The organism is Pseudomonas entomophila (assembly GCF_013523125.1).
In the GTDB taxonomy this organism is placed as follows: Bacteria; Pseudomonadota; Gammaproteobacteria; order Pseudomonadales; family Pseudomonadaceae; genus Aquipseudomonas; species Aquipseudomonas entomophila_B.
Window position 1 is genome coordinate 256,482 of record NZ_JAAMQJ010000001.1, and the last position, 26,919, is coordinate 283,400.

The following is a 26,919-nucleotide window of genomic DNA, read 5'->3' on the forward strand; positions in this document are numbered from 1 at the left end:
CCCTGCAAGGTTTGAGAGCCCTATGCTCCGTCTAGAACTACTGCGCTATCCACCAGCCGACGAACGCTTTGCCGCACATCCTCGGGGATGGGGTACGGGGCAATGGCCTCGGGCATATCCGCATAGTGCTGGTAGTCGCCCATGATGACCTGGATGATCGCCGGCACGTTGGTCGGCGTGACCGCATCAATGGCCGCGCGGTCCCCCAGGTCAGGGTGCGGCTGGGTCAGCATGCGGTACAGATCCCACGAATCCGCGTGCGGGCACTGGTTCATGAGCACCTGGGCCAGCTTGTGCTTGAGCGGCACCAGTTGCCAATCGGGAACACGCTGCCCCCGATTGCCCAAACTGATGGACAGCAACTTGCCCGCTTTCAGTTCGCGGTTGATCTGGTCCTTGGACTTTCCGGCCAGCTTGCCGAACAGCGGGACCGGCAAGCTGCTTGGAGACTCGTAGATGGTCAGCATTTCCTCGCGCTCGCGCTGGATCGCGGACACTTCCGGCTCTGGGGCATGCGTCGGAGGCGGCGGTACCTGAGACAGCCGCTGGAACGTGATGCCGCCGTTGCTCGGGGTTACGACAATAGGCGTGGCCACGACGGGCGGGACGCCGGGAGGAGTGGGCTCGGCCATCGCGAGGGTCGCATCCACCGCTTCCTCCACTTCTGCCATCGCCGGCACCCCGTCGATACGGATGGTCAGATGCGCGCTCGCGGCTTCCACTTCGCCCTGTTCGAGCAGGTCGAGCCGATCGGCCCAGTCCTGCATCATCCGACGGCGCGGCTCAACGTACTTGGCGTGGTTGTAGGACGAACTCACCTTGTTGGGGTCGGAATGGGAAAGCTGCGCGTCCACCCAAATCTTCGGGTAGCCAATCTCGTTGAGCGCCGTCGAGATAGTGCCGCGGATGCCGTGGCCGGTCAGGCGCCCCTCATAGCCCATGAGCTGCACGGCCTTGTTGAGGGTGTTCTCGCTGATGCGCTTCTTGAGTTCGCTGCGGTGTGACAGCAAGTACTTCTGCGCCGGCCGCATCACCCCCAGGAGATAGCGCACGATCTCGATGGCCTGCAGGGATAGCGGCACGATATAGGGGGGCACATCCTGCGGCCGCTTCCCTGCCTTGCGCATTTCATCCTGGAGCTGCTTGACGATCTGCGGTGGGATGATCCACAAGCCCCTGTCGAGGTCGAACTGTTCGGGTTCGGCCAATCGCAGTTCGCCGGTGCGCACCCCGGTCAGGAACAGCAGCCGGACGCCAAGCTGGGTCTGCCAGCCACGGGGGTTGTAGAGCCGGAGCTTCTGGAGGAACTCGGGCATCTCGGGCAGGTGCAGGTAGGGATTGTGGGCTACGGGGGGCTTGGGCTCTGCCACCACGTCCAGGTCGGCGGCCGGGTTGACTTCCAACCCCTCGGCAATGACCAGGGCATAGCGGAACAACTGGTTGAACCAGGTGCGGACCTTCTCGGCGGTGGTGAACGCCTTGCGTTTCTCGATCGCCGCCAAGACGCCCAGGAGTTGGGGGCGGCGAATGTCGTAGATCGACATTCTTCCCAGGGTGGGCAACACGTCCTTGTTGAAGATGCGCAGGATCTGCGACAGCGTGCTTTGACGGCCTTCCTTGAGTTCCTTGCGGCGATGCTCGACCCAGGCATCGAAGACGGTCTTGAAGGTGTATTCGCCCGCCAGCTTGGCCGCGTGCCGTTTCTGGTCGCGCTCGACCTGAGGATCGATCCCCCTGGCGAGCAGGGCCTGGGCCTTGTCTCGCTCGATCCGGGCCTCGCGCAGGCTGAGAGCAGGATAGCCGCCCAGGCACAGGCGCTTTTGCTTGCCCAGCCAGTAGTAGCGGAATTGCCATGACTTGCCGCCTGCGGCTGAGACCATCAGGCCCAGGCAGTCGTTGTCGGAGAGGGTGTAGCGTTTTCCGGTGGTCTTCGCCTGCCGGACGGTCAGATCAGAGAGCGCCATTTCGAGACTCCTAAGTAATGACTTAGGCCCTATGCTCGTCATGGTCCCCGCTCAGCCCCAGCAACTATCCGGTAGCCGACCCACCCGTATTCTTGTGCCTTATTTGGTCACTCAAAAACGGTAGCTGTGGGTGGATTTCCGTGGCACTCGCTGGAATGAAAAAAGGAGCCGAAGCTCCTTTTTTCAATGACCTACAGACCCCAGTAGAAGTCTGTGGATCAAAATTTGGAGCGGGAAACGAGACTCGAACTCGCGACCCCGACCTTGGCAAGGTCGTGCTCTACCAACTGAGCTATTCCCGCGTCGTGATGGGGCCATTCTAGCGATCTGGCCAATCACGTCAACCCTTTGATTCAAAAAAACTTTATTTCTGTTCCGCGCCCTCGCGCAGGTGCGGCCAGGCGGCGTGCAGGTAGTGCACCATCGACCACAGCGTCAGCCCTGCCGAGACCACCAGCAGCAGGTAGCCTGCCACCACCCAGACGCTCAGCACCGGCGGGTTGGCCAGCAGGATCACCAGCGCCAGCATCTGCGCGGCGGTCTTCCATTTGCCCAGGTTGGACACGGCCACATGCGCCCGCGCGCCCAGCTCGGCCATCCACTCGCGCAGGGCCGACACCACGATCTCGCGGCCGATGATCACCGCCGCTGGCAAGGTCAGCCAGAGGTTGGCATGGGTCTGCACCAGCAGTACCAGCGCCACGGCCACCATCAGCTTGTCGGCGACCGGGTCGAGGAAGGCACCGAAGGGCGTGCTCTGCTTCAACCGGCGGGCCAGGTAGCCATCGAGCCAGTCGGTGGCGGCGGCGACGGCGAAGACGCTGCTGGCGGCGGCGTAGCTCCAGTGGTACGGCATGTAGAACAGCAGGATGAAGATCGGGATGAGCAGTACGCGCAGAACGGTGAGCAGGTTTGGAATATTCATCGATACGACTGGCCACGAGGTGAGTACGGCATTCTACTCGCTATGCAAGTTGGCATAAATCGACTCCGCGAGCTTTTTGCTGATGCCAGGCGCCTTGGCGATTTCATCGACGCTGGCGCGATTGAGCTCTTGTAGACCGCCGAAGTGCTTGAGCAGTTCGCGGCGGCGCTTCGGACCGACGCCGGCGACGTCTTCCAGGCTCGAGGTGCGTCGGGCCTTGCCGCGGCGCGCGCGGTGGCCCGTGATGGCGAAGCGGTGCGCTTCGTCGCGGATCTGCTGGATCAGGTGCAGTGCCGGGGAGTCGCCCTTGAGGGTGAACTCATGGGCCACGTCGTTGAGGTACAGGGTCTCGAAACCGGCCTTGCGGGTCACGCCCTTGGCCACGCCGAGCAGGGTCAGGTCGGTCAGGCCGAGTTCCTGCATCATGTCGCGGGCCATGTTCAGCTGGCCCTTGCCGCCGTCGACCAGCAGCACGTCCGGCAGCTTGCCCTCCCCGTCCTTGATGCGCCGGAAACGCCGCGTCAAGGCCTGGTGCATGGCCGCGTAGTCGTCGCCGGCGGTCACGCCTTCGATGTTGAAACGGCGGTAGTCGGACTTGATCGGGCCTTCGGGGCCGAACACCACGCAGGAGGCCACGGTAGCCTCGCCGCTGGAGTGACTGATGTCATAGCACTCCAGACGCTGGGGCACGTCGTCCAATTGCAGCACCTGAGCCAGGGACTCGAAGCGCGAAGCCATGTGTTGCCGGTTGGCCAGCCGTGCGCCAAGCGCCTGTTCGGCGTTGGTCACGGCCAGTTGCTGCCAGCGGGCACGGGTGCCGCGCACGCGATGGGTGATGGTCAGGTCGCGGCCGCGCAAGGTCTGCACGGCCTCGCTGATCACGGCGAAGTCGTCGTGCACCACGTTGACGATCAGCTCGGCCGGCAGCTCGCGCTCGGCGTTGCCCAGGTAGTACTGGGACAGGAAGGCCGCCATCACGTCGGCGGTGTCTTCCTCGATGCCGACCTGCGGAAAGAAGTTCTTGCTCCCCAGCACACGACCGCCGCGCACGCTGATCAGGTGCACGCAGGCCCCGCCCGGGTTGACGAAGGCCGCGACCACGTCCACGTCGCCGGAGCCGCCTTCCATGTGCTGCTGGTCCTGGACACGGCGCAGCAGGCCGATCTGGTCGCGCAAGGCGGCGGCCTTCTCGAAGTCCAGGGCCATCGCGGCGCGTTCCATTTCGCCGTTGAGCTCGTTGTGCAGCTGCTGACTGCGACCCTCGAGGAACATCACCGAGTGACGCACGTCCTCGGTATACTCGTCATCGCTGACCAGTCCCACGCAGGGGGCCTTGCAGCGCTTGATCTGGTGTTGCAGGCAGGGTCGGGTGCGGTTGGCGTAGTAGCTGTCCTCGCACTGACGCACGAAGAAGGTCTTCTGCAACAGGCTCAGGCTTTCGCGGATCGCACCGGCGCTGGGGTACGGCCCGAAGTAGCGTCCCTTGGCCTTCTTGGGGCCACGGTGGATGCCCAGCCGCGGAAACTGCCCGTCGGACAGGAACACGTAGGGGTACGACTTGTCGTCGCGCAGCAGGATGTTGTACGGCGGCCGCCACTCCTTGATCAGCGTCTGCTCGAGCAGCAGCGCCGAGGTTTCGTTGGCGGTGATGGTGGTGTCGATCTGGGCGATGCGGCCCACCAGCGCGGCGGTCTTGGGCGCCAGGCCGGTCTTGCGGAAGTAGCTGGCCAGGCGCTTCTTGAGGTTCTTGGCCTTGCCCACGTAGAGCAGCCGCGCCTCGGCATCGAACATCTGGTACACGCCTGGGTGACCGCTACAGGTCGCCAGGAACGCGCTGGCATCGAAAGTCTGCGACATGGGTACCTGAACAATTCGCCGTTAGAGGCTGGCGTCTACCATACCGTGGCGGACGGCCAGCAATGTGAGTTCGACATCGCTGCTGACCGAGAGTTTTTCATAAATGCGATAGCGGTACGTGTTGACCGTCTTGGGCGACAGGCACAGCTTGTCGGAGATGATCTGCACCTTCTGGCAGCCGACGATCATCAGAGCGATCTGGATTTCGCGTTCCGACAGCGCGTCGAAGGGCGAGGTCTGCGACTGATAGGGCTTGAGCGCCAACTGCTGGGCGATCTGCGGGCTGATGTAGCGCTGCCCGGCGAAGGCCAGGCGGATGGCCTGGACCATCTCCTCGAGCCCGGCGCCCTTGGTGAGGTAGCCCGCAGCACCGGCCTGGAGCAGGCGGGTGGGGAACGGGTCTTCCTCGCAGGCGGTCACCGCCACGACCTTGATATCCGGGTAACTGCGCAGCAGTTTGCGCGTCGCCTCGAGCCCGCCGATCCCTGGCATTTTCACGTCCATGAGCACGACGTCTGGTTTGGATTCGCGTACGGCCTTGAGCGCCGCTTCGCCGGAATCCGCTTCGCCGATCACCTTCAAGCCGTCGATGTCGGCCAACATGCGGGTGATACCGGAACGCACCAGATCGTGATCGTCGACCACAAGGACCCTAATCAAGCAGACACCTCGGCATGGAGCGATTGGATCCGGGTACCTTAACAAAATTTTGCATGGCCCACCTAGCGTATCCCATCGTCCAATTGCAGTTTCGCCACCGACGTGCGAAGGCGAACGGTGCCGGGAACGAGGACACGTTGCAGGCGCAGGAAGCACGCGTCCTCGCCCACCTCGACGAAACCATGGCGCAGGTAGAGATGGCGGGCAGGATTGCCGCGAAAGACCATCAACCGCACGGCCGGCAGGCGCCGCTCGGCAGCCCAGGCGGCGAGACGCTCCAGGACACGCCCGCCTACGCCCTGGCCCCGGTGCTCGGGCAGCAGGTGCAGCTCGCGGATGAACAATGCATGGTGGTCCTGACTGAGGCTGCAATACCCCGCCCGCCGGTCGTCGTGCAGGATCCGCCACTGCTCGCGCCAGCCCCAGGCCTGGTCGAAGGCGTCGTCGGTCCAGTCCAGGTCGAAGCGCTGGTAGTACGGCTGCATGGCCTGTTGGGTGAGTGTGCGGGCGAACGGCAGGTCGTCCTCGGTGGCGGGAAGCAGGTCGACGGCAGGGCGTGCGTCCATGGCGGCAATCTCGGTAGGCGCTAAGGTCGGCTTGACGGGACTTTATGGACCTTTCGAACTCACAAGATCAACCCCTGCGCGTTGGAGCCGCCGCGCAGGGTCGCTACTCAGGCGGTATTCACGCCCTGCCCTGCTCCGCCCGCTGCGACGCTGGCGCTGCGGTCACCGGTCGGCGGCGGACGGCATAGATACCCAGGATCGCCGTGGCCACGCCAACCGTCATCAGGGTCTCGTAGCGGTAGGCATCGCTGAACAGCATGTAGCCCAGGACCAAGGCGATCAGACCGATCACCAGCCAGGTCAGCCAGGGGAACAACCACATCTTCAGCGCCAGGACCGTCCCATCGCGCTCGGCCCGGGCACGCATGCGCAGTTGCGAAACGGCGATCACCAGGTACACCAGCAAGGCGATGGCGCCGGTGGTCGACAGCAGGAAACCGAAGACCTTGCCCGGAAAGGCATAGTTGACCAGGCACCCCGCGAACCCGGCCAGGGTCGACAGGAGCACGGCCACCGTGGGCACGCCGCTCCCCGAGATGCGTCGGACGCTGACGGGCGCTTCGCCCCGGGCACTCAGCGAGTAGAGCATGCGCGACGCGGTGTAAAGCCCCGAGTTCATGCAACTGGTCACCGCCACCAGCACCACCAGGTCGACCATCAGCTTGGCACCCGGCACGTTCAGCACCTCCAATGCACGTTGGAACGACCCCACCGACTTCAGCGCCGGGTCGTTCCAGGCCACCAGCGACACCACCAGAAAGATCGAGGCCAGGTAGAAAATGGCGATGCGGTAGACCACCAGGTTGGTGGCGCGGCGGATCTTCTCCTGAGGGTTGGCGGTTTCGTCCGCCGCGATGGTCACGATCTCGGCCCCGAAGAACGAGAAGATCGTGATCAGCACACCACCCAGCACCGTGCCGAACCCATTGGGCATGAACCCGCCATGCGCCCAGAGCTGGCTGATGCCGGACACCGACGCCAGCGGCCAGAAGCCTGTCACTGCCAGGGTACAGACGATGATGAAGGCGACGATGGCGATCACCTTGACCAGCGCGAACCAGTATTCGAACTCGCCGAAGTTTTTCACGCTGACCAGGTTGCTGCCCGACAGTACGAGCATGATCAGGAAGGCGAAGGCCCAGGACGGCACCGCGGGGAACCAGGCATGCAGGATGCCGGCCCCGGCGATGGCTTCGACCGGAATGATCAGCACCCAGAACCACCAGTACAGCCAGCCGATGGTGAACCCGGCCCACGGGCCAATGGCCTCGCTGGCGTAGGTGGAGAACGACCCGCTGTTGGGGTTGGCGATGGCCATCTCGCCGAGCATGCGCATGACCAGCAGGACCAGCAGCCCGGTCAGGGCGTAGGAGATCAGGATCGCAGGGCCGGCGGTGGCGATGGCGTTGGACGAGCCGATGAACAGGCCCGCGCCGATGATCCCAGCGATGGAGATCATCGACACCTGGCGGGCGGTGAGGCCATGCTGCAAGGTGCGTTGTTTTTTGTGTGGATGTGAAGCCATGGGGAACCCTCGAGTGGGCAGCCGCCCGGGGCGGCGGTGGATCGACGAAAAAGGCAGGGCCATGTGGTCAGCGGTACGACGACCACGTCGGTTCTGCAGCCGTCGCAACGGACCGATCGGCAGCGGCCAAGGCACGCGACCTGGCGCGTCGATCCGGGTAGGTAGGCGCATCAACAACCATCTTGTTCTCACTCCTGCATCGCTGGCGGATTGTCATCGTTGATGCAGGTCAGTATCCCGTCACGTTGCGCAGGCCAACAAACGACCTTTTGGACGCATGTAATTCCCACAGGGAATGGATGGCTCCAACAGCAAGCAACCGCTCAGTTCAAATCAAGCCACGTACATTCATTCACGACTCGAAGGAATGACTGCAATCCAATTATTCGTTTGCACCCACCGGCCGTGCCAGGGTTCGATGGAGGCCTTCCTCGATCCAGGCCCAGGCACTCATGAACCCGGAAAGCATCAGCGCATCCCTCGCCATCGTGCACCCCATCACCCTCTCCTACGGTCGCAATGCCGAAGTCTGGGACACGGCGGGCACGCGCTACATCGACTTCATCGGCGGCATCGGCGTGCTCAACCTGGGGCATTGCAACCCGGCCGTGGTGGCAGCCATCCAGGACCAGGCCACGCGCCTGACGCACGCTGCGTTCAACGCCGCGCCCCATCAGCTCTACCTGACCCTGATGGAGCGGCTCGGCGCCTTCGTGCCGGTGTCGTACCCGGTGGCCGGCATGCTGACCAACAGTGGCGCGGAGGCCGCTGAGAACGCACTGAAGATCGTGCGCGGCGCCACCGGCAAGCGCGCGATCATCGCCTTCGACGGTGCCTTCCACGGGCGAACCCTGGCAACGCTCAACCTCAATGGCAAGGTCGCGCCTTACAAGCAACGTGTCGGCGAACTGCCTGGGCCGGCCTATCACCTGCCCTACCCCAGTGCCGACAGCGGCGTGACCTGTGCCCAGGCCTGGGCGGCACTGGAACGGCTGTTCAGCGTGGAACTGTCAGTAGAGGACGTGGCCGCGTTCATCCTGGAGCCGGTGCAGGGCGAAGGGGGCTTCCTGGCGCTGGACCCGGCCTTCGCCCAGGCGCTGCGACGCTTCTGCGACGATCACGGCATCCTGATCATCGTCGATGAGATCCAGTCAGGCTTCGGCCGCACGGGCCAGCGCTTCGACTTCCCGCGCCTGGGGATCGAGCCGGACCTGCTGTTGCTGGCCAAGAGCATCGCGGGCGGCATGCCCCTCGGCGCGGTACTGGGCCGGCGTGCGCTGCTGGACGCGCTGCCCAAGGGCGGACTGGGGGGCACCTACTCGGGCAACCCGATCGCCTGCGCGGCAGCGCTGGCAAGCCTGGCGCAGATGAGCGACGAGCACCTGGCGACCTGGGGCGAGCGCCAGGCCCAGGCCATCGCCACACGCTACGAACGCTGGGTCGAGCAGGGCCTGACCTCGCCCCTGGGCCGGCTGACCGGCGTGGGCGCCATGCGCGGGCTCGAGATCGTCGATGCCGAGGGCAAGCCGGCACCGGCGCAACTGGCCCGGTTGCTGACCCTGGCCCGAGCGCGGGGGTTGCTGTTGATGCCCAGCGGCAAGGCCCGGCATATCGTGCGCCTGCTGGCGCCCTTGACCATCGAGCCTGCAGTGCTCGAGGAGGGCCTGGACATTCTCGAGCAGTGCCTGGGCGAGCTGGAAAGCGTTTAGAGCCCCAGCTCCTGAGGCGTCAGCATGTCCGACTCGAAGGCGATCCAGCCCCCTTCGAGCTCGGCGTGCCCGTTGACGATCGGGCCGTAGTAGCTCAGCCCGTTCTCCAGGGTGACGCAGATGTGGGTCGCACCGTCCGGCGCGGCCAGCGTGCCGATGAAGTGGGCTTTTTTCAGGGTTTCGGTCACGGCTTCCAGCCCGATGCGCATGGCCGTGTTCTCGACGGCCTCGACCTCGCCCCCGTGGGATTCTGCACTGATGGTCACGGTGGCGGTGTACGGGAACTGACTCAAGCGATCTACCTCATGGGGTGCAATGGACGGCACTGCGGTGCCGGAAGGTGCGTAGGGTATGCCAGTGCGCGCCGATAGGCGAGCCTGGGCTGCGGCGTCGCCGTCATGGCCTCCCCTGGCGCGATCTGCTAGGGTGCGCGCCGAAGCCCGCCCTACCACCATGAGGATCGCCCGTGAGCGCCGAGCCACCCCTGATCGCCGACCTGTTCGAGACCGACAAACGCCTGGCCCTCAAGCCTGTGGTCGACTTCAACACTTACCTGCGCAACGCCTTCGGCGACGGTCCGTGCCGCTGCCACCGCTGCCTGGAACTGCAAGGCGACGACAGCACTTACACCTATCGGCACACCTTCGTGATGCAGGGTCAGCCGGTGCATCGACGCTTCGCGATGACGGCAGGCAGCGACGTGCTGCAGGCCCTGAAGAAAGCATGGCTGTCCTATACCAAGACCGACCTGAATGCCCGCGGCGAGCTCGAGATCGACACCGTGAAAGGCTTTACCGACGCCAGCCTGCACGAACGCCTGCTGGCCCTGCTGCCGGCCAGTGGGCTGGCACGCGAGGACGCCGGTACCTGGCACCTGCAAGCCGTCGGCGACTGACGTCCGCGCAGCGTCATCACCCGTGGATCAATGCTCCCCGGCGCGCTTGAGCAGCTTCTTGCAGCGCTCCGACAGGTGCACCACGCGCAGATGCTTGCCAGCCTTGGCGTAGCGCTCGCGCAGGGTCTTCAACGCGGCGATCGCCGAATAGTCGACGAAGGTCAGGTGCTGGCAGTCCAGGGTGACCCGCTCGGGATCCCCGGCCGGATCGAACTGGTCGAGAAACGGCGTGGTGGACGCGAAGAACAAGGTGCCATGGGCTGTGTACAGCTTGCTGCCATCCGCCTCGAGGTGGCCGCTCGCATACAGCTCGCGGGCGTGCTGCCAGGCAAAACTGATGGCGGCGATGACGATGCCGAACAGCACCGCAGTCGCCAGATCGGTGAGCACCGTCACCACGGTCACGGCGATGATCGCCAGGACGTCATTGACAGGCACTTTGTGCAGCACGCGCAACGATGCCCAGGCGAAGGTCTGCTGCGCCACCACGAACATCACCCCGACCAGGGCCGCCAGCGGGATGCGTTCGATCAGCGGCGACAGCAGCAGGATGAACAGCAGGATCATCACGCCGGCCACCACCCCCGAGACCCGTCCCCGGCCCCCGGAGCTCAGGTTGATCACGGTCTGGCCGATCATCGCGCACCCACCCATGCCGCCGAACAGGCCGGAGACCATGTTGGCCGCGCCCAAGGCCATGCATTCGCGGTCCGGGTAGCCGCGGCTTTCGGTGATCTCGTCGGTCAGGTTCAGGGTGAGCAGGGTCTCCAGCAGGCCGACCATGGCCATGAGCACGGCGTACGGGGCGATGATGCGCAGGGTCTCCAGGCTCCAGGGCACGTCAGGCCAGGCCAGGGCCGGCAGACCGCCGGCGATGTGCGCCATGTCGCCCAAGGTGCGCGTCGGCAGGTCGAGCAGGTAGACCAGCAGGCCCACGCCGAGGATCGCCACCAGTGCAGGCGGCACGGCCCGGGTCAGCTTCGGCAAGACGTACACCACCAGCATGGTCAATGCGACCAACCCGATCATCAGGTACAGCGGCGCGCCACTGAGCCAGTGCTCGCCCTGCTTGAAGTGCTCGAGCTGGGCCATGGCGATCACGATCGCCAGGCCGTTGACGAAGCCGAGCATGACTGGATAGGGCACCAGCCGGACCAGTTTGCCCAGCCGCAGCAGGCCGAACAACAGCATGACCACCCCACCCAGGACGACGGTGGCCAACAGGTACTGGGCGCCGTGCTGGACGACCAGTGCGACGATGACGACCGCCATCGAGCCGGCCGCCCCCGAGATCATGCCGGGGCGCCCGCCGAACAGTGCGGTCAGCGTGCAGATGATGACGGCGCCGTACAGGCCCATCAGCGGATTGAGGTGGGCGACCAGGGCAAACGCGATGCACTCGGGCACCAGGGCGAACGACGTGGTCAGGCCGGCGAGTACGTCGGCGCGAAGACGGGTGGGTTTCATGGGCTTCCTGTAATGGACGATCTGCGCTGCCGGTAAACGGACAAGCCAGGACGACCGGGCGCCAGGGGCAGGCCACCTGACGGGTCGACAACCGGAGAAGACAGCGCGCGCAAGTAAGACGTGGGCTTCAGTCGTGCTGGAGCGCTAGGACAAGGTGTGAATGTTACGGAATTTGTCTGACCTGGACCACTGACTCGTCGACACGGCGCTGTCGTACGACAGGCACGTCCGGAATGCATGTACTGCCGAGCCGCCTTCGGTCCCGCGATGCCGTGGCGCGCCCGGGCGATACAACCGGCGATGAATTTGCCATGATGACCCCCTCTCCTCCCGCCGAGGTACTGGACATGAAACGACGTCTTTTTCTGGCCTGCCTGTCAGCCTTTGCCAGCCTGCACGCCCAGGCCGCTTCCGAAGTCATCGCCTTGCAGCACCGCACAGGGACCGAGCTGCTGCCGGCCGCCCAGTCCGCCCTGGGACGCGAGGGAACGGTGAGCGTGTTCGAAGACAAGCTGATCGTCAACGCCAGTGCGGAGCGTATCGAAGAGGTCCGTGCGCTAGTGCGCCAGCTCGATACCCGCGCCAGGCGCCTGCTGGTCAGCGTCGACACCGATGACACCCAGAGCCAGGATCGACGCGGGTCGGCGCAGATCATCGAGTACGGCACGAGCAACCGCGAAGGCGGCCTTCAACAGGTCCAGACCACCGACGGCCAGACGGCCTTGATCCAGGTGGGCCAGAGCGTCCCCATCACCACCGGCACGGCGACCGCCTATGGCGCGCAAACCACCACCGAGTACCGCAACGTCACCCAGGGTTTCTACGTGACGCCCACCGTGTCAGGCAATACGGTTCACGTGAAGATCAGCACCAATAACGATCACATCAGCCGCGAACGTCAGGATGTAGTGAACGTTCAAAGCAGCGACACCACACTCAGCGGGCCACTGGGCGAATGGCTCTACCTGGGTGGCAACAACGGGCAGTCGCAGTATCGTTCGGCCGATTCGGCCTATACCTACAGCACCCACCGTAGCCGGGACGTCTCGCTTAGGGTCAAGGTGGATGTGATCCCCTGAGCATACGCGACCTGAGCTTCGGAAGGTGACCGGCAAGTCGTCTACGACCAAAGATGTAGTGCCTTAATTTTTTCACTACAAAACCGTTGACAGGCGATTTTCTCCTTGGGCATGATGGCCTCGCTCACGCTGATCACGGGCTTTGCAAAGCCCTGGGCAGGCACCTTCCACCGCAAGGCTGCCCACCCACACGGCCCACGAGGCGGTTCGATCGGATTGCGGCTGCACAGAGAACGTTGTCTCAAGGAACGAAAGCGGATCGAGCAGTAACCGGCAATCGCGTCATACCGCCCGCAGGACGTCTCACGTTCGCCTGCCCGGGATGCGCTCGCCCTCCGATCATGCCCTGCCCTTCAGAACACCTCCCTGCGCCGCCACTGCCGTCGAACCGCGTCAGCCGATCAGGACGTCGAGCCTCGGTACATAACTCCAAGACTGATGCGACGAGGTTGATCCCATGGCACTGACACGCGAACAGCAAATTGCAGCCCTCGAGAAAGACTGGGCCGAGAACCGGCGCTGGACTGGCGTGACCCGTACCTACACCGCCGCCGATGTCGTCCGCCTGCGCGGCTCCGTGCAACCGGAGCACACCTTCGCCCGGCTGGGCGCCGAGAAACTCTGGAAACTGGTCACCGAAGGCGCGCACCCGTCCTTCCGCCCCGACAAGGACTTCGTCAACTGCATGGGCGCCCTGACCGGCGGCCAGGCTGTGCAGCAGGTCAAGGCGGGCATCCAGGCCATCTACCTGTCCGGCTGGCAGGTCGCGGCTGACAACAACTCGGCCGAGTCGATGTACCCCGACCAGTCGCTGTACCCGGTCGATTCCGTGCCCACGGTGGTCAAGCGCATCAACAACGCCTTCCGCCGCGCCGACCAGATTCAGTGGAAAGCCGGCAAGCAACCCGGTGACGAGGGCTACATCGACTACTTCGCCCCGATCGTGGCCGATGCCGAGGCCGGGTTCGGCGGCGTGCTCAACGCCTACGAACTGATGAAGAACATGATCGAGGCCGGCGCGGCCGGCGTGCACTTCGAAGACCAGCTGGCCTCGGTGAAGAAGTGCGGCCACATGGGCGGCAAGGTGCTGGTGCCGACCCAGGAAGCGGTCCAGAAGCTGGTAGCCGCGCGCCTGGCTGCCGACGTGGCCGGGGTGCCGACCATCATCCTGGCCCGCACCGACGCCAACGCGGCGGACCTGCTGACCAGCGACTGCGACCCGTACGATCAGCCGTTCGTGATCGGCGAGCGTACCCGTGAAGGCTTCTACAAGGTACGCGCCGGCCTGGACCAGGCCATCGCCCGCGGCCTGGCCTACGCGCCTTACGCCGACCTGATCTGGTGCGAGACCGCCAAGCCCGACCTGGACGAGGCCCGTCGCTTCGCCGAGGCGATCAAGAAGGAGTACCCAGACCAGCTGCTGTCGTACAACTGCTCGCCGTCCTTCAATTGGAAGAAGAACCTGGACGACGCCACCATCGCCAAGTTCCAGCGCGAGCTGTCGGCCATGGGCTACAAGCACCAGTTCATCACCTTGGCCGGCATCCACAACATGTGGCATGGCATGTTCAACCTGGCGCACGACTATGCGCGCAACGACATGACCGCCTACGTCAAGCTGCAGGAGCAGGAGTTCGCCGACGCCAGCAGGGGCTACACCTTCGTCGCGCACCAGCAGGAGGTGGGCACCGGCTACTTCGACGACATGACCACGGTGATCCAGGGGGGCGCTTCGTCGGTCACGGCACTGACCGGCTCCACCGAGGAAGAGCAGTTCCACTGATCGATCCCCCCGCGCTTGAACAGGGCCCGCCTGCGGGCCCTTGCTTTCACTCCTTCCCCTTACCGCCCAGGCCACGTGCCAGTGCACCGTTCGTCATGGCGGTCTATGCTTTCGATGGAACGCCTCAGGCGAGCGCGCAATCGTACAAGCATTGATCCAGGTCGACATGCACGCCAGACAATTCAGGTAGAACGCTGGCTTGTCTTTGGCGCGCGTGGCGAGGTAGCCGCATGAACTTCGAATTCCTTGAGTCGACAGCTGAAGTTACAACTCGTGAGAATGAGAGTAATTATCATTACATAACTGACTCATTAGTACGTCCTGCAAGAAACAGACTTGCGCCGCTTCTACGCAATCCCCGTGTTTCGCGGCCTCGAGCCCGATGCGAAGGCGTTTTGTTCTTAACATTACGAATAAATTTCCCCTGGCGGTTTTACTTGCGCCGGGTTTACCCATAAAATCGCCGCCATCGATCCCGCTGCGACATTTCGTCACTGCTTCTGCGACACGTCGTCACTGCGCTACTTATTTCAGACTGTAGAGCTCGGCCTCTATATAAGGATTTCAGCATGTCCGATTCGGCAGGACTGATCGCCCACAACTGGGGCTTCGCCATCTTCCTTCTGGGCGTCATCGGCCTGTGCGCCTTCATGCTCGGCCTGTCCAGCCTGCTCGGCAGCAAGGCCTGGGGCCGCGCCAAGAACGAGCCGTTCGAATCCGGCATGCTGCCGACCGGCAGCGCCCGCCTGCGCCTGTCCGCCAAATTCTATCTGGTCGCGATGCTGTTCGTGATCTTCGACATCGAAGCCCTCTTTCTCTTTGCCTGGTCTGTGTCCGTCCGCGAAAGCGGCTGGACCGGATTCGTCGAAGCACTCGTTTTCATAGCAATTCTGTTGGCAGGTCTTGTCTACCTTTGGCGGGTCGGGGCGCTCGATTGGGCACCCGAGAGTCGTCGCAAGCGGCAAGCGAAGCTGAAACAATGAGGCTTTGGCATGCAATACAATCTCACCCGAATCGACCCGGACGCGCCCAACGAGCAATACCCTGTCGGTGAGCGCGGCACCGTCACCGACCAGATGCTCGAGGATCAGGTCCACAAGAACATCTTCATGGGCAAGCTCGAGGATGTGCTCAGCGGTGCGGTCAACTGGGGACGCAAGAACTCGCTGTGGCCGTACAACTTCGGCCTCTCCTGCTGCTACGTGGAAATGACCACGGCCTTCACGGCACCCCACGACATCGCGCGCTTCGGCGCCGAGGTCATCCGGGCCTCGCCGCGTCAGGCCGACTTCATGGTCATCGCCGGCACGCCGTTCCTGAAGATGGCCCCGATCATCCAGCGCCTGTACGAACAGATGCTGGAACCGAAGTGGGTGATCTCCATGGGCGCCTGCGCCAACTCCGGCGGGATGTACGACATCTACTCGGTCGTCCAGGGGGTGGACAAGTTCCTCCCGGTGGACGTGTACGTGCCGGGCTGCCCGCCACGCCCCGAAGCCTTCCTGCAAGGGCTGATGCTGTTGCAGGAATCGATCGGGCAGGAGCGTCGACCGCTGTCCTGGGTAGTCGGCGATCAAGGCATCTACCGTGCCGAGATGCCCGCCCAGAAAGACCTGCGACGTGAACAGCGCATTCAGGTCACCAACCTGCGCAGCCCCGACGAAGTCTGATCCAGCGACCTGCCGCCCGTTCCTGCGAACCGGCGGCCTGGCTTCATTCTCTACGTTGACCGAAAGCGACCGAGACCATGACAGCGGACACCGCTATTTACATTCCGCCTTACAAGGCTGACGACCAGGATGTGGTCGTCGAATTGCACACGCGCTTCGGCGCCGACGCCTTCGTCGCTCAAGAAACCCGTACCGGCATGCCAGTGCTGTGGGTCGAGCGTGCCAAGCTCAAGGACGTGCTCGTCTTCCTGCGCAACGTCGCCAAGCCCTATAGCCTGCTGTACGACCTCCATGGCATGGACGAGCGCCTGCGCACCCATCGTCGCGGCCTGCCGGCGGCCGATTTCAGCGTGTTCTACCACCTGATGTCGATCGAGCGTAACAGTGACGTGATGATCAAGGTCGCGCTCACCGAGCAGGACCTGAACCTGCCCTCGATCACCAGCATCTGGCCGAACGCCAACTGGTACGAGCGCGAAGTCTGGGACATGTTCGGCATCGACTTCGCCGATCACCCGCACTTGTCGCGCATCCTGATGCCGCCGACCTGGGAAGGTCACCCGCTGCGCAAGGACTTCCCGGCGCGCGCCACCGAGTTCGATCCGTACAGCCTGAACCTGGCCAAGCAGCAGCTCGAGGAAGAGTCGGCCCGCTTCAACCCCGAAGCCTGGGGCATGAAGCGCCAGGGCGCCAACGAGGACTACATGTTCCTCAACCTGGGCCCCAACCACCCTTCGGCGCATGGTGCCTTCCGTATCGTCCTGCAGCTCGATGGCGAAGAGATCGTCGACTGCGTGCCCGACATCGGCTACCACCACCGGGGCGCCGAGAAGATGGCTGAGCGCCAGTCCTGGCACAGCTACATCCCCTACACCGACCGTATCGACTACCTAGGCGGGGTGATGAACAACCTGCCCTACGTCCTGGCGGTCGAGAAGCTCGCCGGCATCAAGGTGCCGGACCGCGTCGACACCATCCGCATCATGATGGCCGAGTTCTTCCGCATCACCAGCCACCTGCTGTTCCTGGGCACCTACATCCAGGACGTGGGCGCCATGACGCCGGTGTTCTTCACCTTCACCGACCGCCAGCGCGCCTACACCGTGATCGAAGCGATCACCGGTTTCCGCCTGCACCCGGCCTGGTACCGGATCGGTGGCGTGGCCCACGACCTGCCGCGCGGCTGGGAGAAACTGGTCAAGGACTTCGTGGAATGGATGCCCAAGCGTCTGGACGAATACACGAAGGCGGCCTTGCAGAACAGCATTCTCAAAGGCAGAACCGTCGGCGTCGCAGCGTACAACACGCAGGAAGCCCTGGAGTGGGGCGTGACGGGGCCGAGCCTGCGGGCGACTGGTCTGGACTTCGACCTGCGCAAGGCACGCCCGTACTCGGGTTACGAAAACTTCGAGTTCGACGTGCCTTTGGCCCATGGCGGCGATGCTTACGACCGCTGCATGGTACGCGTCGAAGAAATGCGCCAGAGCCTGCGCATCATCGACCAGTGCATGCGCAACATGCCGGCCGGCCCGTACAAGGCGGACCATCCGCTGACCACGCCGCCGCCGAAAGAGCGCACGCTGCAGCACATCGAGACCCTGATCACCCACTTCCTGCAAGTCTCGTGGGGCCCGGTCATGCCGGCCAACGAGTCGTTCCAGATGATCGAGGCGACCAAGGGCATCAACAGTTACTACCTGACGAGCGATGGCGGCACGATGAGCTACCGCACCCGGATCCGTACGCCGAGCTACCCGCACCTGCAGCAGATCCCTTCGGTGATCAAGGGCAGCATGGTCGCCGACCTGATCGCGTACCTGGGCAGTATCGACTTCGTTATGGCTGACGTGGACCGCTAAGCATGAACAGCACGCTGATCCAAACCGACCGTTTCGCCCTGAGCGAAACCGAGCGCTCGGCCATCGAGCACGAGATGCACCACTACGAGGACCCGCGCGCGGCGTCCATCGAAGCCTTGAAGATCGTCCAGAAGCAACGCGGCTGGGTGCCGGACGGCGCCATCCATGCCATCGGCGAGGTGCTGGGCATCCCGGCCAGCGACGTCGAAGGCGTGGCCACGTTCTACAGCCAGATCTTCCGGCAGCCCGTCGGCCGCCACATCATTCGCGTCTGCGACAGCATGGTCTGCTACATCGGCGGCCATGAATCGGTCGTCGGCCAGATCCAGAGCGAGCTGGGCATCGGCCTGGGCCAGACCACCGCCGACGGGCGCTTCACCCTGCTGCCCGTCTGCTGCCTGGGCAATTGCGACAAGGCCCCGGCCCTGATGATCGACGACGACACCTTTGGCGACGTGCAGCCGGCTGGCGTGGCCAAGCTGCTGGAGGGTTACGCATGACCATCACTTCCTTCGGCCCGGCCAACCGCATCGCGCGCGCCGCCGAGACCCATCCGCTGACCTGGCGCCTGCGTGACGACGGCGAGCCGATCTGGCTCGAGGAGTACCAGGCCAAGAACGGCTATGCCGCTGCCCGCAAGGCGCTGGCGCAGCTGTCCCAGGACGAGATCGTGCAGACCGTCAAGGACGCCGGTCTCAAGGGCCGTGGCGGTGCGGGCTTCCCCACCGGCGTGAAGTGGGGTCTGATGCCCAAGGACGAGTCCTTGAACATCCGCTACCTGCTGTGCAACGCCGACGAGATGGAGCCCAACACCTGGAAGGACCGCATGCTCATGGAGCAGCAGCCGCACCTGCTGATCGAAGGCATGCTGATCAGCGCCCGGGCGCTGAAGGCCTACCGCGGCTACATCTTCCTGCGCGGCGAGTACACCACGGCGGCGCGCAACCTCAACCGCGCCATCGACGAGGCCAAGGCCGCCGGCCTGCTGGGCCGCAACATCCTGGGCAGCGGCTTCGACTTCGAGTTGTTCGTGCACACCGGCGCAGGGCGCTACATCTGCGGCGAAGAAACCGCCCTGATCAACTCCCTCGAAGGGCGTCGTGCCAACCCGCGCTCCAAGCCGCCCTTCCCTGCCGCCGTCGGCGTCTGGGGCAAGCCGACGTGCGTGAACAACGTCGAGACTCTGTGCAACGTGCCGGCCATCGTCGGCAACGGCGTGGACTGGTACAAGTCGCTGGCCCGCGAAGGCAGCGAAGACCACGGCACCAAGCTGATGGGCTTTTCCGGCAAGGTCAAGAACCCGGGGCTGTGGGAGCTGCCGTTCGGCGTCACCGCCCGTGAGCTGTTCGAGGACTACGCCGGCGGCATGCGCGACGGCTTCACCCTCAAGTGCTGGCAGCCAGGCGGTGCCGGGACCGGCTTCCTGCTGCCCGAGCACCTGGATGCGCAGATGTACGCCGGCGGCATCGCCAAGGTCGGCACGCGGATGGGTACGGGCCTGGCCATGGCAGTCGACGACAGCGTCAACATGGTTTCGCTGTTGCGCAACATGGAAGAATTCTTTGCCCGCGAATCGTGCGGCTGGTGTACCCCCTGCCGTGACGGCCTGCCTTGGAGCGTCAAGATGCTGCGCGCTCTGGAAAAAGGCCAGGGCAAGGCAGAGGACATCGAGACCCTGCTCGGGCTGGTGAACTTCCTCGGCCCAGGCCGGACTTTCTGCGCCCACGCACCGGGCGCGGTCGAGCCGCTGGGCAGTGCCATCAAGTACTTCCGCGCCGAGTTCGAGGCCGGTGTCGCCCCCGTGGGTAGCGACGCCCTGCGCCCGAACCTGGCCCGACCCATCGTGGTCGGCGCATAACAAGATGACTGGCAGGTGGTCCGTGCCACCTGTCGGCCACGCAGGCCCGTCGGTTCGACCGGCGTCGGCCGCTGGCCCACCGTTTTCCATTAGCCACGCCTGCTCACGCGGGCCAACGAAGAACTTTGAACCATGGCCACTATCCACGTAGACGGCAAAGCGCTCGAAGTCAACGGCGCAGACAACCTGTTACAGGCCTGTCTGTCGCTCGGCCTCGACATTCCCTATTTCTGCTGGCACCCGGCGCTCGGCAGCGTCGGTGCCTGCCGACAGTGCGCGGTCAAGCAGTACACCGACGAGAACGACACCCGCGGTCGCATCGTCATGTCCTGCATGACGCCCGCGACCGATGGCACCTGGATCTCCATCGACGACGACGAATCCAAGGCGTTTCGCGCCAGCGTCGTCGAATGGCTGATGACCAACCACCCGCACGACTGTCCGGTGTGCGAGGAAGGCGGTCACTGCCATCTGCAGGACATGACCGTGATGACCGGCCACAACGAGCGCCGGTACCGCTTCACCAAGCGCACCCACCAGAACCAGGACCTCGGCCCGTTCATCGCTCACGAAATGAACCGCTGCATCGCCTGCTACCGCTGCGTGCGCTACTACAAGGACTACGCAGGCGGCACCGACCTGGGCGTCTACGGCGCCCACGACAACGTGTACTTCGGTCGCGTCGAGGACGGCGTGCTGGAAAGCGAGTTCTCCGGCAACCTCACCGAGGTCTGCCCGACCGGCGTGTTCACCGACAAGACCCACTCCGAGCGCTACAACCGCAAGTGGGACATGCAGTTCGCCCCGAGCATCTGCCATGGCTGCTCGAGTGGCTGCAACATCAGCCCCGGCGAGCGCTACGGCGAGCTGCGTCGTATCGAGAACCGCTTCAACGGTTCGGTCAACCAGTACTTCCTCTGCGACCGTGGTCGCTTCGGCTACGGCTACGTCAACCGCAAGGACCGCCCGCGTCAGCCTGCACTGGCCGACGGCTCGATCCTGACCGTCGATGCGGCACTGGACAAGGCCGCTGCCCTGCTGCGCGGCCGTACCATCGTCGGCATCGGCTCGCCCCGCGCCAGCCTCGAGAGCAACTACGGGCTGCGCGAACTGGTCGGTGCCGAGTACTTCCACAGCGGTATGGAAGCCGGCGAACTGGCCCGCGTGCGCCTGGCGCTGCGCGTGCTCAACGACAGCCCGTTGCCGGTGCCGACCTTGCGCGACATCGAGGACCACGATGCGGTGTTCGTGCTCGGTGAGGACCTGACTCAGACCGCCGCCCGTGTCGCCCTGGCCGTTCGCCAGGCGACCAAGGGCAAAGCCGTGGCCATGGCTGAAGGCATGAAGGTGCAGCCGTGGCTCGACGCCGCCGTGAAGAACATCGGCCAGCACGCGCTGTACCCGCTGTTCATCGCCAGCCTGGCCGAGACCAAGCTCGACGACGTCGCCGAAGAGTGCGTGCACGCCGCCCCCGCTGACCTGGCGCGCCTGGGCTTCGCCGTGGCCCATGCCATCGACCCGAGCGCCCCGGCCGTGGCCGGTCTCGACGACGAGGCCAAGGCCCTGGCCGAACGCATCGCCCAGCGCCTGATCGCGGCCCAGCGTCCGTTGGTGATCGCCGGCACCTCGCTGGCCGAGCCAGCGCTGATCGAGGCCGCTGCCAACATCGCCAAGGCGCTCAAGCAGCGCGAGAAGAACGGTTCCCTGAGCCTGGTGGTGCCGGAAGCCAACAGCCTGGGGCTGGCCATGCTCGGCGGCGAGTCCGTCGATGCGGCACTGGATGCGGTCATCAGCGGCAAGGCCGATGCCATCGTGGTGCTGGAGAACGACCTCTATGCCCGCCTGCCGGCGGCCAAGGTCGATGCGGCGCTGAACGCCGCCAAGGTGGTGATCGTCGCCGACCATTCGCGCACTCGCACCGTCGAGCGTGCCGATCTGGTACTGCCGGCTGCCAGCTTCGCCGAAGGCGATGGCACCTTGGTCAGCCAGGAAGGCCGTGCTCAGCGCTTCTTCCAGGTCTTCGACCCGAGCTTCCTCGACAGCGGTAACCTGGTTCACGAAGGCTGGCGCTGGCTGCATGCCCTGCGCGCCACCCTGCTGGAAAAGCCGGTGGACTGGACGCAGCTCGACCATGTCACCCGCGCCTGCGCCGACGCCGCGCCGCAACTGGCCGGCATCGTCGATGCCGCTCCATCCGCCGCGTTCCGCATCAAGGGCCTGAAACTGGCGCGCGAGCCGCTGCGTTATTCCGGGCGCACCTCCATGCGCGCCAACATCAGCGTGCACGAGCCGCGCATCCCGCAGGACAAGGACACCGCCTTCGCCTTCTCCATGGAAGGCTACTCCGGTTCGGCCGAACCGCGTCAGCAGGTGCCGTTCGCCTGGTCGCCGGGCTGGAACTCGCCGCAGGCCTGGAACAAGTTTCAGGACGAAGTCGGCGGCCACCTGCGCGCCGGTGACCCGGGCGTGCGCCTGATCGAGTCGCAAGGCGATCGCCTGGGCTGGTTCGAGGCCGTTCCGAGCGCCTTCAACCCGGCACGTGGCACCTGGACCGCGGTACCGTTCTTCCACCTGTTCGGCAGCGAGGAGACCTCCTCGCGTGCGGCGCCGGTGCAGACGCGCATCCCGACGCCGTACGTGGCCCTGGCACCGTCCGAAGCCGAGCGTCTGGGTGTCAACGAAGGCGCCCTGCTCAGCCTGCAGGTCGCCGGTCAGTCGCTGCGCCTGCCGCTGCGCATCAATGAACAACTGGGCGCTGGCCTGGTCGCCTTGCCGAAAGGGTTGGAGGGCATTCCACCGGCCATCTTCGGCGCCACCGTCGAAGGCCTGCAGGAGGCAGCACGATGAGCTGGTTCACCCCCGAAGTGATCGATGTGATCCTCACCGTCGTACGCGCCATCGTGGTCCTGCTGGCCGTGGTGGTCTGCGGTGCGCTGCTCAGCTTCGTCGAGCGCCGTCTGCTGGGCTGGTGGCAGGACCGTTACGGCCCGAACCGGGTCGGTCCGTTCGGCATGTTCCAGATCGCCGCCGACATGCTGAAGATGTTCTTCAAGGAAGACTGGAACCCACCCTTCGTCGACCGGATGATCTTCACCCTGGCCCCGGTGGTGGCGATGAGCGCCCTGCTGATCGCCTTCGCGGTGATCCCGATCACCCCGACCTGGGGCGTGGCCGACCTGAACATCGGGTTGCTGTTCTTCTTCGCCATGGCCGGCCTGTCGGTGTACGCCGTGCTGTTCGCCGGCTGGTCGTCGAACAACAAGTACGCCCTGCTCGGCAGCCTGCGGGCCTCGGCGCAGACCGTGTCGTACGAGGTGTTCCTGGGCCTGGCGCTGATGGGCGTGGTGGTGCAGGTGGGCTCGTTCAACATGCGCGACATCGTCGAGTACCAGGCGCAGAACCTGTGGTTCATCATTCCGCAGTTCTTCGGCTTCTGCACGTTCTTCATCGCCGGCGTCGCCGTGACCCACCGTCACCCGTTCGACCAGCCCGAAGCCGAGCAGGAACTGGCCGACGGTTACCACATCGAATACGCGGGCATGAAATGGGGCATGTTCTTCGTCGGTGAATACATCGGCATCATCCTCATCTCGGCGCTGCTGGTGACGCTGTTCTTCGGCGGCTGGCACGGTCCGTTCGACCTGCTGCCGCAAGTGCCTTTCCTGTGGTTCGCGCTCAAGACCGCGTTCTTCATCATGCTGTTCATCCTGCTGCGAGCGTCGATCCCACGTCCACGCTATGACCAGGTGATGGACTTCAGCTGGAAGTTCTGCCTTCCGCTGACCCTGATCAATTTGCTGGTGACCGCTGCGCTCGTGCTGTACAACGCGCCAGCCGTCGCGGCCCAGTAAGGAGTCGACCATGTTCAAATATATCGGCGACGTCGTGAAAGGCACCGGTACCCAGCTGCGCAGCCTGGCCATGGTGTTCTCCCACGGTTTCCGCAAGCGCGACACCTTGCAATACCCCGAAGAGCCCGTGTACCTGCCGCCGCGCTACCGTGGCCGCATCGTGCTGACCCGTGACCCCGACGGCGAAGAGCGCTGCGTGGCCTGCAACCTCTGCGCGGTGGCCTGCCCGGTCGGCTGCATCTCGTTGCAGAAGGCCGAGACCGACGATGGCCGTTGGTACCCGGAGTTCTTCCGCATCAACTTCTCGCGCTGCATCTTCTGCGGCCTGTGCGAGGAAGCGTGCCCGACCACCGCGATCCAGCTCACCCCGGACTTCGAAATGGCCGAGTTCAAGCGTCAGGACCTGGTCTACGAAAAGGAAGATCTGCTGATCTCCGGCCCTGGCAAGAACCCTGACTACAACTTCTACCGCGTCGCGGGCATGGCGATCGCCGGCAAGCCGAAAGGCGCCGCGCAGGACGAAGCCGAGCCGATCAACGTGAAGAGCTTGCTCCCATAAGGACAGACAGATGGAATTCGCGTTCTACTTCGCATCCGGGATCGCCGTGGTCTCCACCCTTCGGGTGGTGACCGGCACCAACCCCGTGCACGCCCTGCTCTACCTGATCATTTCGTTGATCTCCGTGGCGATGATCTTCTTCTCGCTGGGGGCGCCGTTCGCCGGCGCTCTGGAAGTGATCGCCTATGCTGGCGCCATCATGGTGCTGTTCGTGTTCGTGGTGATGATGCTCAACCTGGGGCCGGCTTCGGTGGCCCAGGAACGTGGCTGGCTCACGCCCGGGATCTGGGCCGGGCCGGTGCTGCTGGGTGCCCTGCTGTTGATCGAGCTGCTCTACGTGCTGTTCGTCAACCCGAGCAACGCCGCCATCAGTGGCACCACGGTCGACGCCAAGGCGGTCGGCATCAGCCTGTTCGGGCCTTACCTGCTGGTGGTCGAACTGGCGTCGATGCTGCTGCTCGCTGCGGCGGTCACGGCATTCCACCTCGGACGCAACGAGGCGAAGGAGTAACTCATGCCTGCAATCCCTCTCGAGCATGGCCTGGCAGTGGCCGGCGTGCTCTTCTGTCTGGGCCTGGTCGGCCTGATGGTCCGCCGCAACATTCTCTTCGTGCTCATGAGCCTGGAAGTGATGATGAACGCTTCGGCCCTGGCGTTCATCGTCGCCGGCAGCCGCTGGGTCCAGCCTGACGGCCAGGTGATGTTCATCCTGGTGATCAGCCTGGCCGCCGCCGAGGCCAGCATCGGCCTGGCGATCCTGCTGCAGCTGTATCGCCGCTTCCACACCCTCGACATCGATGCTGCCAGTGAGATGCGCGGATGAACCTACTCTTCCTGACCTTCGTCTTTCCCCTGATCGGCTTCCTGCTGCTGTCGTTCTCGCGCGGGCGCCTTTCGGAAAACTTCTCGGCGCTGATCGGTGTTGGCTCGGTCGGCCTGTCGGCCGCCGTCGCCGCCTACGTGATCTGGCAGTTCAACGTCGCGCCGCCGCCGGGTGGCGCGTACACCCAGCTGCTGTGGCAATGGATGTCGGTGGACGGTTTCGCGCCGAACTTCACCCTGTACCTGGATGGCCTGTCGGTCACCATGCTGGGCGTGGTCACCGGCGTCGGCTTCCTGATCCACCTGTTCGCGTCCTGGTACATGCGCGGCGAGACCGGCTATTCGCGGTTCTTCTCCTACACCAACCTGTTCATTGCCAGCATGCTGTTCCTGATCCTGGGCGACAACCTGCTGTTCATCTACTTCGGTTGGGAAGGCGTGGGCCTGTGCTCGTACCTGTTGATCGGTTTCTACTACAGCAACCGCAACAACGGTAACGCCGCGCTCAAGGCCTTCATCGTGACCCGCATCGGCGACGTGTTCATGGCCATCGGCCTGTTCATCCTGTTCGTCCAGCTCGGCACCCTCGAGGTGCAGCAGCTGCTGGTGCTGGCGCCGCAGAAATTCCAGGCCGGCGACACCTGGATGGTGCTGGCGACCCTGATGCTGCTCGGCGGCGCCGTCGGCAAGTCGGCGCAGCTGCCGCTGCAGACCTGGCTGGCCGACGCGATGGCGGGTCCGACCCCAGTGTCCGCACTGATCCACGCCGCGACCATGGTGACGGCGGGTGTCTACCTGATTGCCCGTACCCACGGCCTGTTCGCCCTGGCGCCGGACATCCTGCACCTGGTCGGCGTGATCGGTGGCGTGACCCTGGTGCTGGCCGGCTTCGCCGCGCTGGTGCAGACCGACATCAAGCGGATCCTCGCCTACTCGACCATGAGCCAGATCGGCTACATGTTCCTGGCCTTGGGCGTCGGTGCCTGGGAAGGCGCGATCTTCCACCTGATGACCCACGCGTTCTTCAAGGCGCTGCTGTTCCTGGCCTCGGGCGCGGTGATCGTCGCCTGCCACCATGAACAGAACATCTTCAAGATGGGCGGCCTGTGGAAGAAGCTGCCACTGGCCTATGCCAGCTTCGTGGTAGGCGGTGCGGCCCTGGCGGCCCTGCCGATCCTGACCGCCGGCTTCTATTCCAAGGACGAGATTCTGTGGGAAGCCTTCGCCAGCGGTCACAGCGGCTTGCTGTACGCCGGCCTGGTGGGTGCGTTCATGACGTCGCTGTACACCTTCCGCCTGATCTTCATCGCCTTCCATGGCGAAGCCAAGACCGAAGCCCATGCAGGCCACGGGATCTCTCACTGGCTGCCGCTGGGCGTGCTGATCGTGCTGTCGACCTTCATCGGTGCCTGGATTCACCCGCCATTGGCCGGCGTCTTGCCGCAAAGCGCCGGACATGCCGGCGGCGAAGCCAAGCATTCGCTGGAAATCGCCTCGGGCGCCATCGCCATCGCCGGCATCCTGCTGGCGGCCCTGCTGTTCCTCGGCAAGCGTCGTTTCGCCACCGCCGTCGCCAACAGCGGTATCGGGCGTGCGTTGTCGGCCTGGTGGTTCGCCGCCTGGGGCTTCGACTGGCTGTACGACAAGCTGTTCGTCAAGCCGTACCTGCTGATCAGCCACCTGCTGCGCAAGGACCCGGTCGATCGTGGCATCGGCTTGATTCCGCGGCTGACGCGTGCCGGTCACGTGGCCATGAGCAAGACCGAGACTGGCCAACTGCGCTGGTACACCGCTTCGATCGCCGTGGGTGCCGTGCTGGTGCTCGGCGCCGTGCTGATGGCGGCATGACCATGAACCTTGCGACTCTGCG

23 protein-coding genes and 1 tRNA gene are annotated in these 26,919 nt (G+C 64.6%); 15 read left to right on the forward strand and 9 right to left on the reverse strand.

The window, feature by feature from the left end; translation table 11 throughout:
• Positions 1–20 precede the first annotated feature (20 nt).
• The 7 genes from G7007_RS01090 to G7007_RS01120 all read right to left on the reverse strand — a co-directional run bounded on the left by G7007_RS01090 (position 21) and on the right by G7007_RS01120 (position 7,497).
• A complete protein-coding gene (locus G7007_RS01090) occupies positions 21–1,964 on the reverse strand; it encodes a tyrosine-type recombinase/integrase (RefSeq protein WP_009876631.1) in 1,944 nt (647 codons plus the stop codon).
• A 226-nt stretch (positions 1,965–2,190) separates the two neighbouring features.
• Positions 2,191–2,266, reverse strand: a tRNA-Gly gene (locus G7007_RS01095).
• Positions 2,267–2,328: 62 nt separating this feature from the next.
• Positions 2,329–2,889, reverse strand: coding sequence for a CDP-diacylglycerol--glycerol-3-phosphate 3-phosphatidyltransferase (gene pgsA / locus G7007_RS01100; protein ID WP_060393358.1), 561 nt, complete (start codon positions 2,887–2,889; stop codon positions 2,329–2,331).
• 33 nt (positions 2,890–2,922) lie between these two features.
• Positions 2,923–4,746: an excinuclease ABC subunit UvrC gene (gene uvrC / locus G7007_RS01105; RefSeq protein ID WP_181098638.1), complete on the reverse strand. Its 1,824-nt coding sequence runs from the start codon at positions 4,744–4,746 to the stop codon at positions 2,923–2,925.
• Positions 4,747–4,767: 21 nt separating this feature from the next.
• Entirely contained in the window at positions 4,768–5,406 is a 639-nt protein-coding gene (gacA, locus tag G7007_RS01110) for a response regulator transcription factor GacA (protein WP_181098639.1), read from the reverse strand.
• Positions 5,407–5,468: 62 nt separating this feature from the next.
• Positions 5,469–5,972 (reverse strand): GNAT family N-acetyltransferase, encoded by a 504-nt coding sequence (locus tag G7007_RS01115; RefSeq protein ID WP_181098640.1) that lies wholly within the window; start codon positions 5,970–5,972, stop codon positions 5,469–5,471.
• 118 nt (positions 5,973–6,090) lie between these two features.
• A complete protein-coding gene (locus G7007_RS01120) occupies positions 6,091–7,497 on the reverse strand; it encodes an amino acid permease (protein ID WP_181098641.1) in 1,407 nt (468 codons plus the stop codon).
• A 452-nt stretch (positions 7,498–7,949) separates the two neighbouring features.
• Here G7007_RS01120 and G7007_RS01125 point away from each other — a divergent pair, with 452 nt between their 5' ends.
• Positions 7,950–9,206, forward strand: a complete 1,257-nt coding sequence (locus G7007_RS01125) for a 2-aminoadipate transaminase (RefSeq protein WP_181098642.1) — start codon at positions 7,950–7,952, stop codon at positions 9,204–9,206.
• Here G7007_RS01125 and G7007_RS01130 read toward each other — a convergent pair.
• Positions 9,203–9,499 (reverse strand): hypothetical protein, encoded by a 297-nt coding sequence (locus G7007_RS01130; RefSeq protein WP_181098643.1) that lies wholly within the window; start codon positions 9,497–9,499, stop codon positions 9,203–9,205. The two genes, G7007_RS01125 and G7007_RS01130, sit on opposite strands and share 4 nt — an antisense overlap.
• A gap of 173 nt (positions 9,500–9,672) precedes the next feature.
• Between G7007_RS01130 and G7007_RS01135 the strand changes: the two genes are divergently transcribed.
• Positions 9,673–10,101 carry a hypothetical protein gene (locus G7007_RS01135; RefSeq protein ID WP_181098644.1) on the forward strand — a complete coding sequence of 143 codons (429 nt, stop codon included), beginning with the start codon at positions 9,673–9,675 and terminating at the stop codon, positions 10,099–10,101.
• A gap of 27 nt (positions 10,102–10,128) precedes the next feature.
• Here the strand turns inward: G7007_RS01135 and G7007_RS01140 are convergent, their stop codons facing one another.
• On the reverse strand, positions 10,129–11,568 hold the full coding sequence (locus tag G7007_RS01140; protein ID WP_181098645.1) for a SulP family inorganic anion transporter: 1,440 nt from the start codon (positions 11,566–11,568) through the stop codon (positions 10,129–10,131).
• Between the two features lie 347 nt (positions 11,569–11,915).
• Between G7007_RS01140 and G7007_RS01145 the strand changes: the two genes are divergently transcribed.
• The 13 genes from G7007_RS01145 to nuoL all read left to right on the forward strand — a co-directional run bounded on the left by G7007_RS01145 (position 11,916) and on the right by nuoL (position 26,897).
• On the forward strand, positions 11,916–12,647 hold the full coding sequence (locus tag G7007_RS01145) for a secretin N-terminal domain-containing protein (protein ID WP_258198419.1): 732 nt from the start codon (positions 11,916–11,918) through the stop codon (positions 12,645–12,647).
• A gap of 457 nt (positions 12,648–13,104) precedes the next feature.
• The gene (gene aceA / locus G7007_RS01150; protein ID WP_181098646.1) at positions 13,105–14,430 is read left to right on the forward strand and encodes an isocitrate lyase; all 1,326 of its coding nucleotides are present in this window, start codon (positions 13,105–13,107) and stop codon (positions 14,428–14,430) included.
• A 569-nt stretch (positions 14,431–14,999) separates the two neighbouring features.
• Positions 15,000–15,413: an NADH-quinone oxidoreductase subunit A gene (locus G7007_RS01155; protein WP_060393348.1), complete on the forward strand. Its 414-nt coding sequence runs from the start codon at positions 15,000–15,002 to the stop codon at positions 15,411–15,413.
• A 9-nt stretch (positions 15,414–15,422) separates the two neighbouring features.
• Complete coding sequence (locus G7007_RS01160) at positions 15,423–16,100, forward strand: NuoB/complex I 20 kDa subunit family protein (protein WP_060393347.1); 678 nt, start codon at positions 15,423–15,425, stop codon at positions 16,098–16,100.
• Positions 16,101–16,177: 77 nt separating this feature from the next.
• Positions 16,178–17,959, forward strand: coding sequence for an NADH-quinone oxidoreductase subunit C/D (gene nuoC / locus G7007_RS01165; protein ID WP_181098647.1), 1,782 nt, complete (start codon positions 16,178–16,180; stop codon positions 17,957–17,959).
• A 2-nt stretch (positions 17,960–17,961) separates the two neighbouring features.
• The gene (gene nuoE, locus G7007_RS01170; protein ID WP_181098648.1) at positions 17,962–18,459 is read left to right on the forward strand and encodes an NADH-quinone oxidoreductase subunit NuoE; all 498 of its coding nucleotides are present in this window, start codon (positions 17,962–17,964) and stop codon (positions 18,457–18,459) included.
• A complete protein-coding gene (gene nuoF, locus G7007_RS01175) occupies positions 18,456–19,817 on the forward strand; it encodes an NADH-quinone oxidoreductase subunit NuoF (RefSeq protein WP_181098649.1) in 1,362 nt (453 codons plus the stop codon). Before nuoE ends, nuoF begins: the two co-directional genes overlap by 4 nt.
• A gap of 132 nt (positions 19,818–19,949) precedes the next feature.
• Positions 19,950–22,664, forward strand: coding sequence for an NADH-quinone oxidoreductase subunit NuoG (nuoG, locus tag G7007_RS01180; protein WP_181098650.1), 2,715 nt, complete (start codon positions 19,950–19,952; stop codon positions 22,662–22,664).
• A complete protein-coding gene (gene nuoH, locus G7007_RS01185; protein WP_060393342.1) occupies positions 22,661–23,668 on the forward strand; it encodes an NADH-quinone oxidoreductase subunit NuoH in 1,008 nt (335 codons plus the stop codon). The genes nuoG and nuoH overlap by 4 nt, the downstream gene beginning before the upstream one ends.
• Before the next feature lie 10 nt (positions 23,669–23,678).
• Positions 23,679–24,227 (forward strand): NADH-quinone oxidoreductase subunit NuoI, encoded by a 549-nt coding sequence (nuoI, locus tag G7007_RS01190; protein ID WP_060393341.1) that lies wholly within the window; start codon positions 23,679–23,681, stop codon positions 24,225–24,227.
• 10 nt (positions 24,228–24,237) lie between these two features.
• Complete coding sequence (gene nuoJ, locus G7007_RS01195) at positions 24,238–24,738, forward strand: NADH-quinone oxidoreductase subunit J (protein ID WP_060393340.1); 501 nt, start codon at positions 24,238–24,240, stop codon at positions 24,736–24,738.
• Between the two features lie 3 nt (positions 24,739–24,741).
• A complete protein-coding gene (nuoK, locus tag G7007_RS01200) occupies positions 24,742–25,050 on the forward strand; it encodes an NADH-quinone oxidoreductase subunit NuoK (RefSeq protein ID WP_060393339.1) in 309 nt (102 codons plus the stop codon).
• A complete protein-coding gene (gene nuoL, locus G7007_RS01205; protein ID WP_181098651.1) occupies positions 25,047–26,897 on the forward strand; it encodes an NADH-quinone oxidoreductase subunit L in 1,851 nt (616 codons plus the stop codon). Before nuoK ends, nuoL begins: the two co-directional genes overlap by 4 nt.
• Positions 26,898–26,919: the final 22 nt, after the last annotated feature.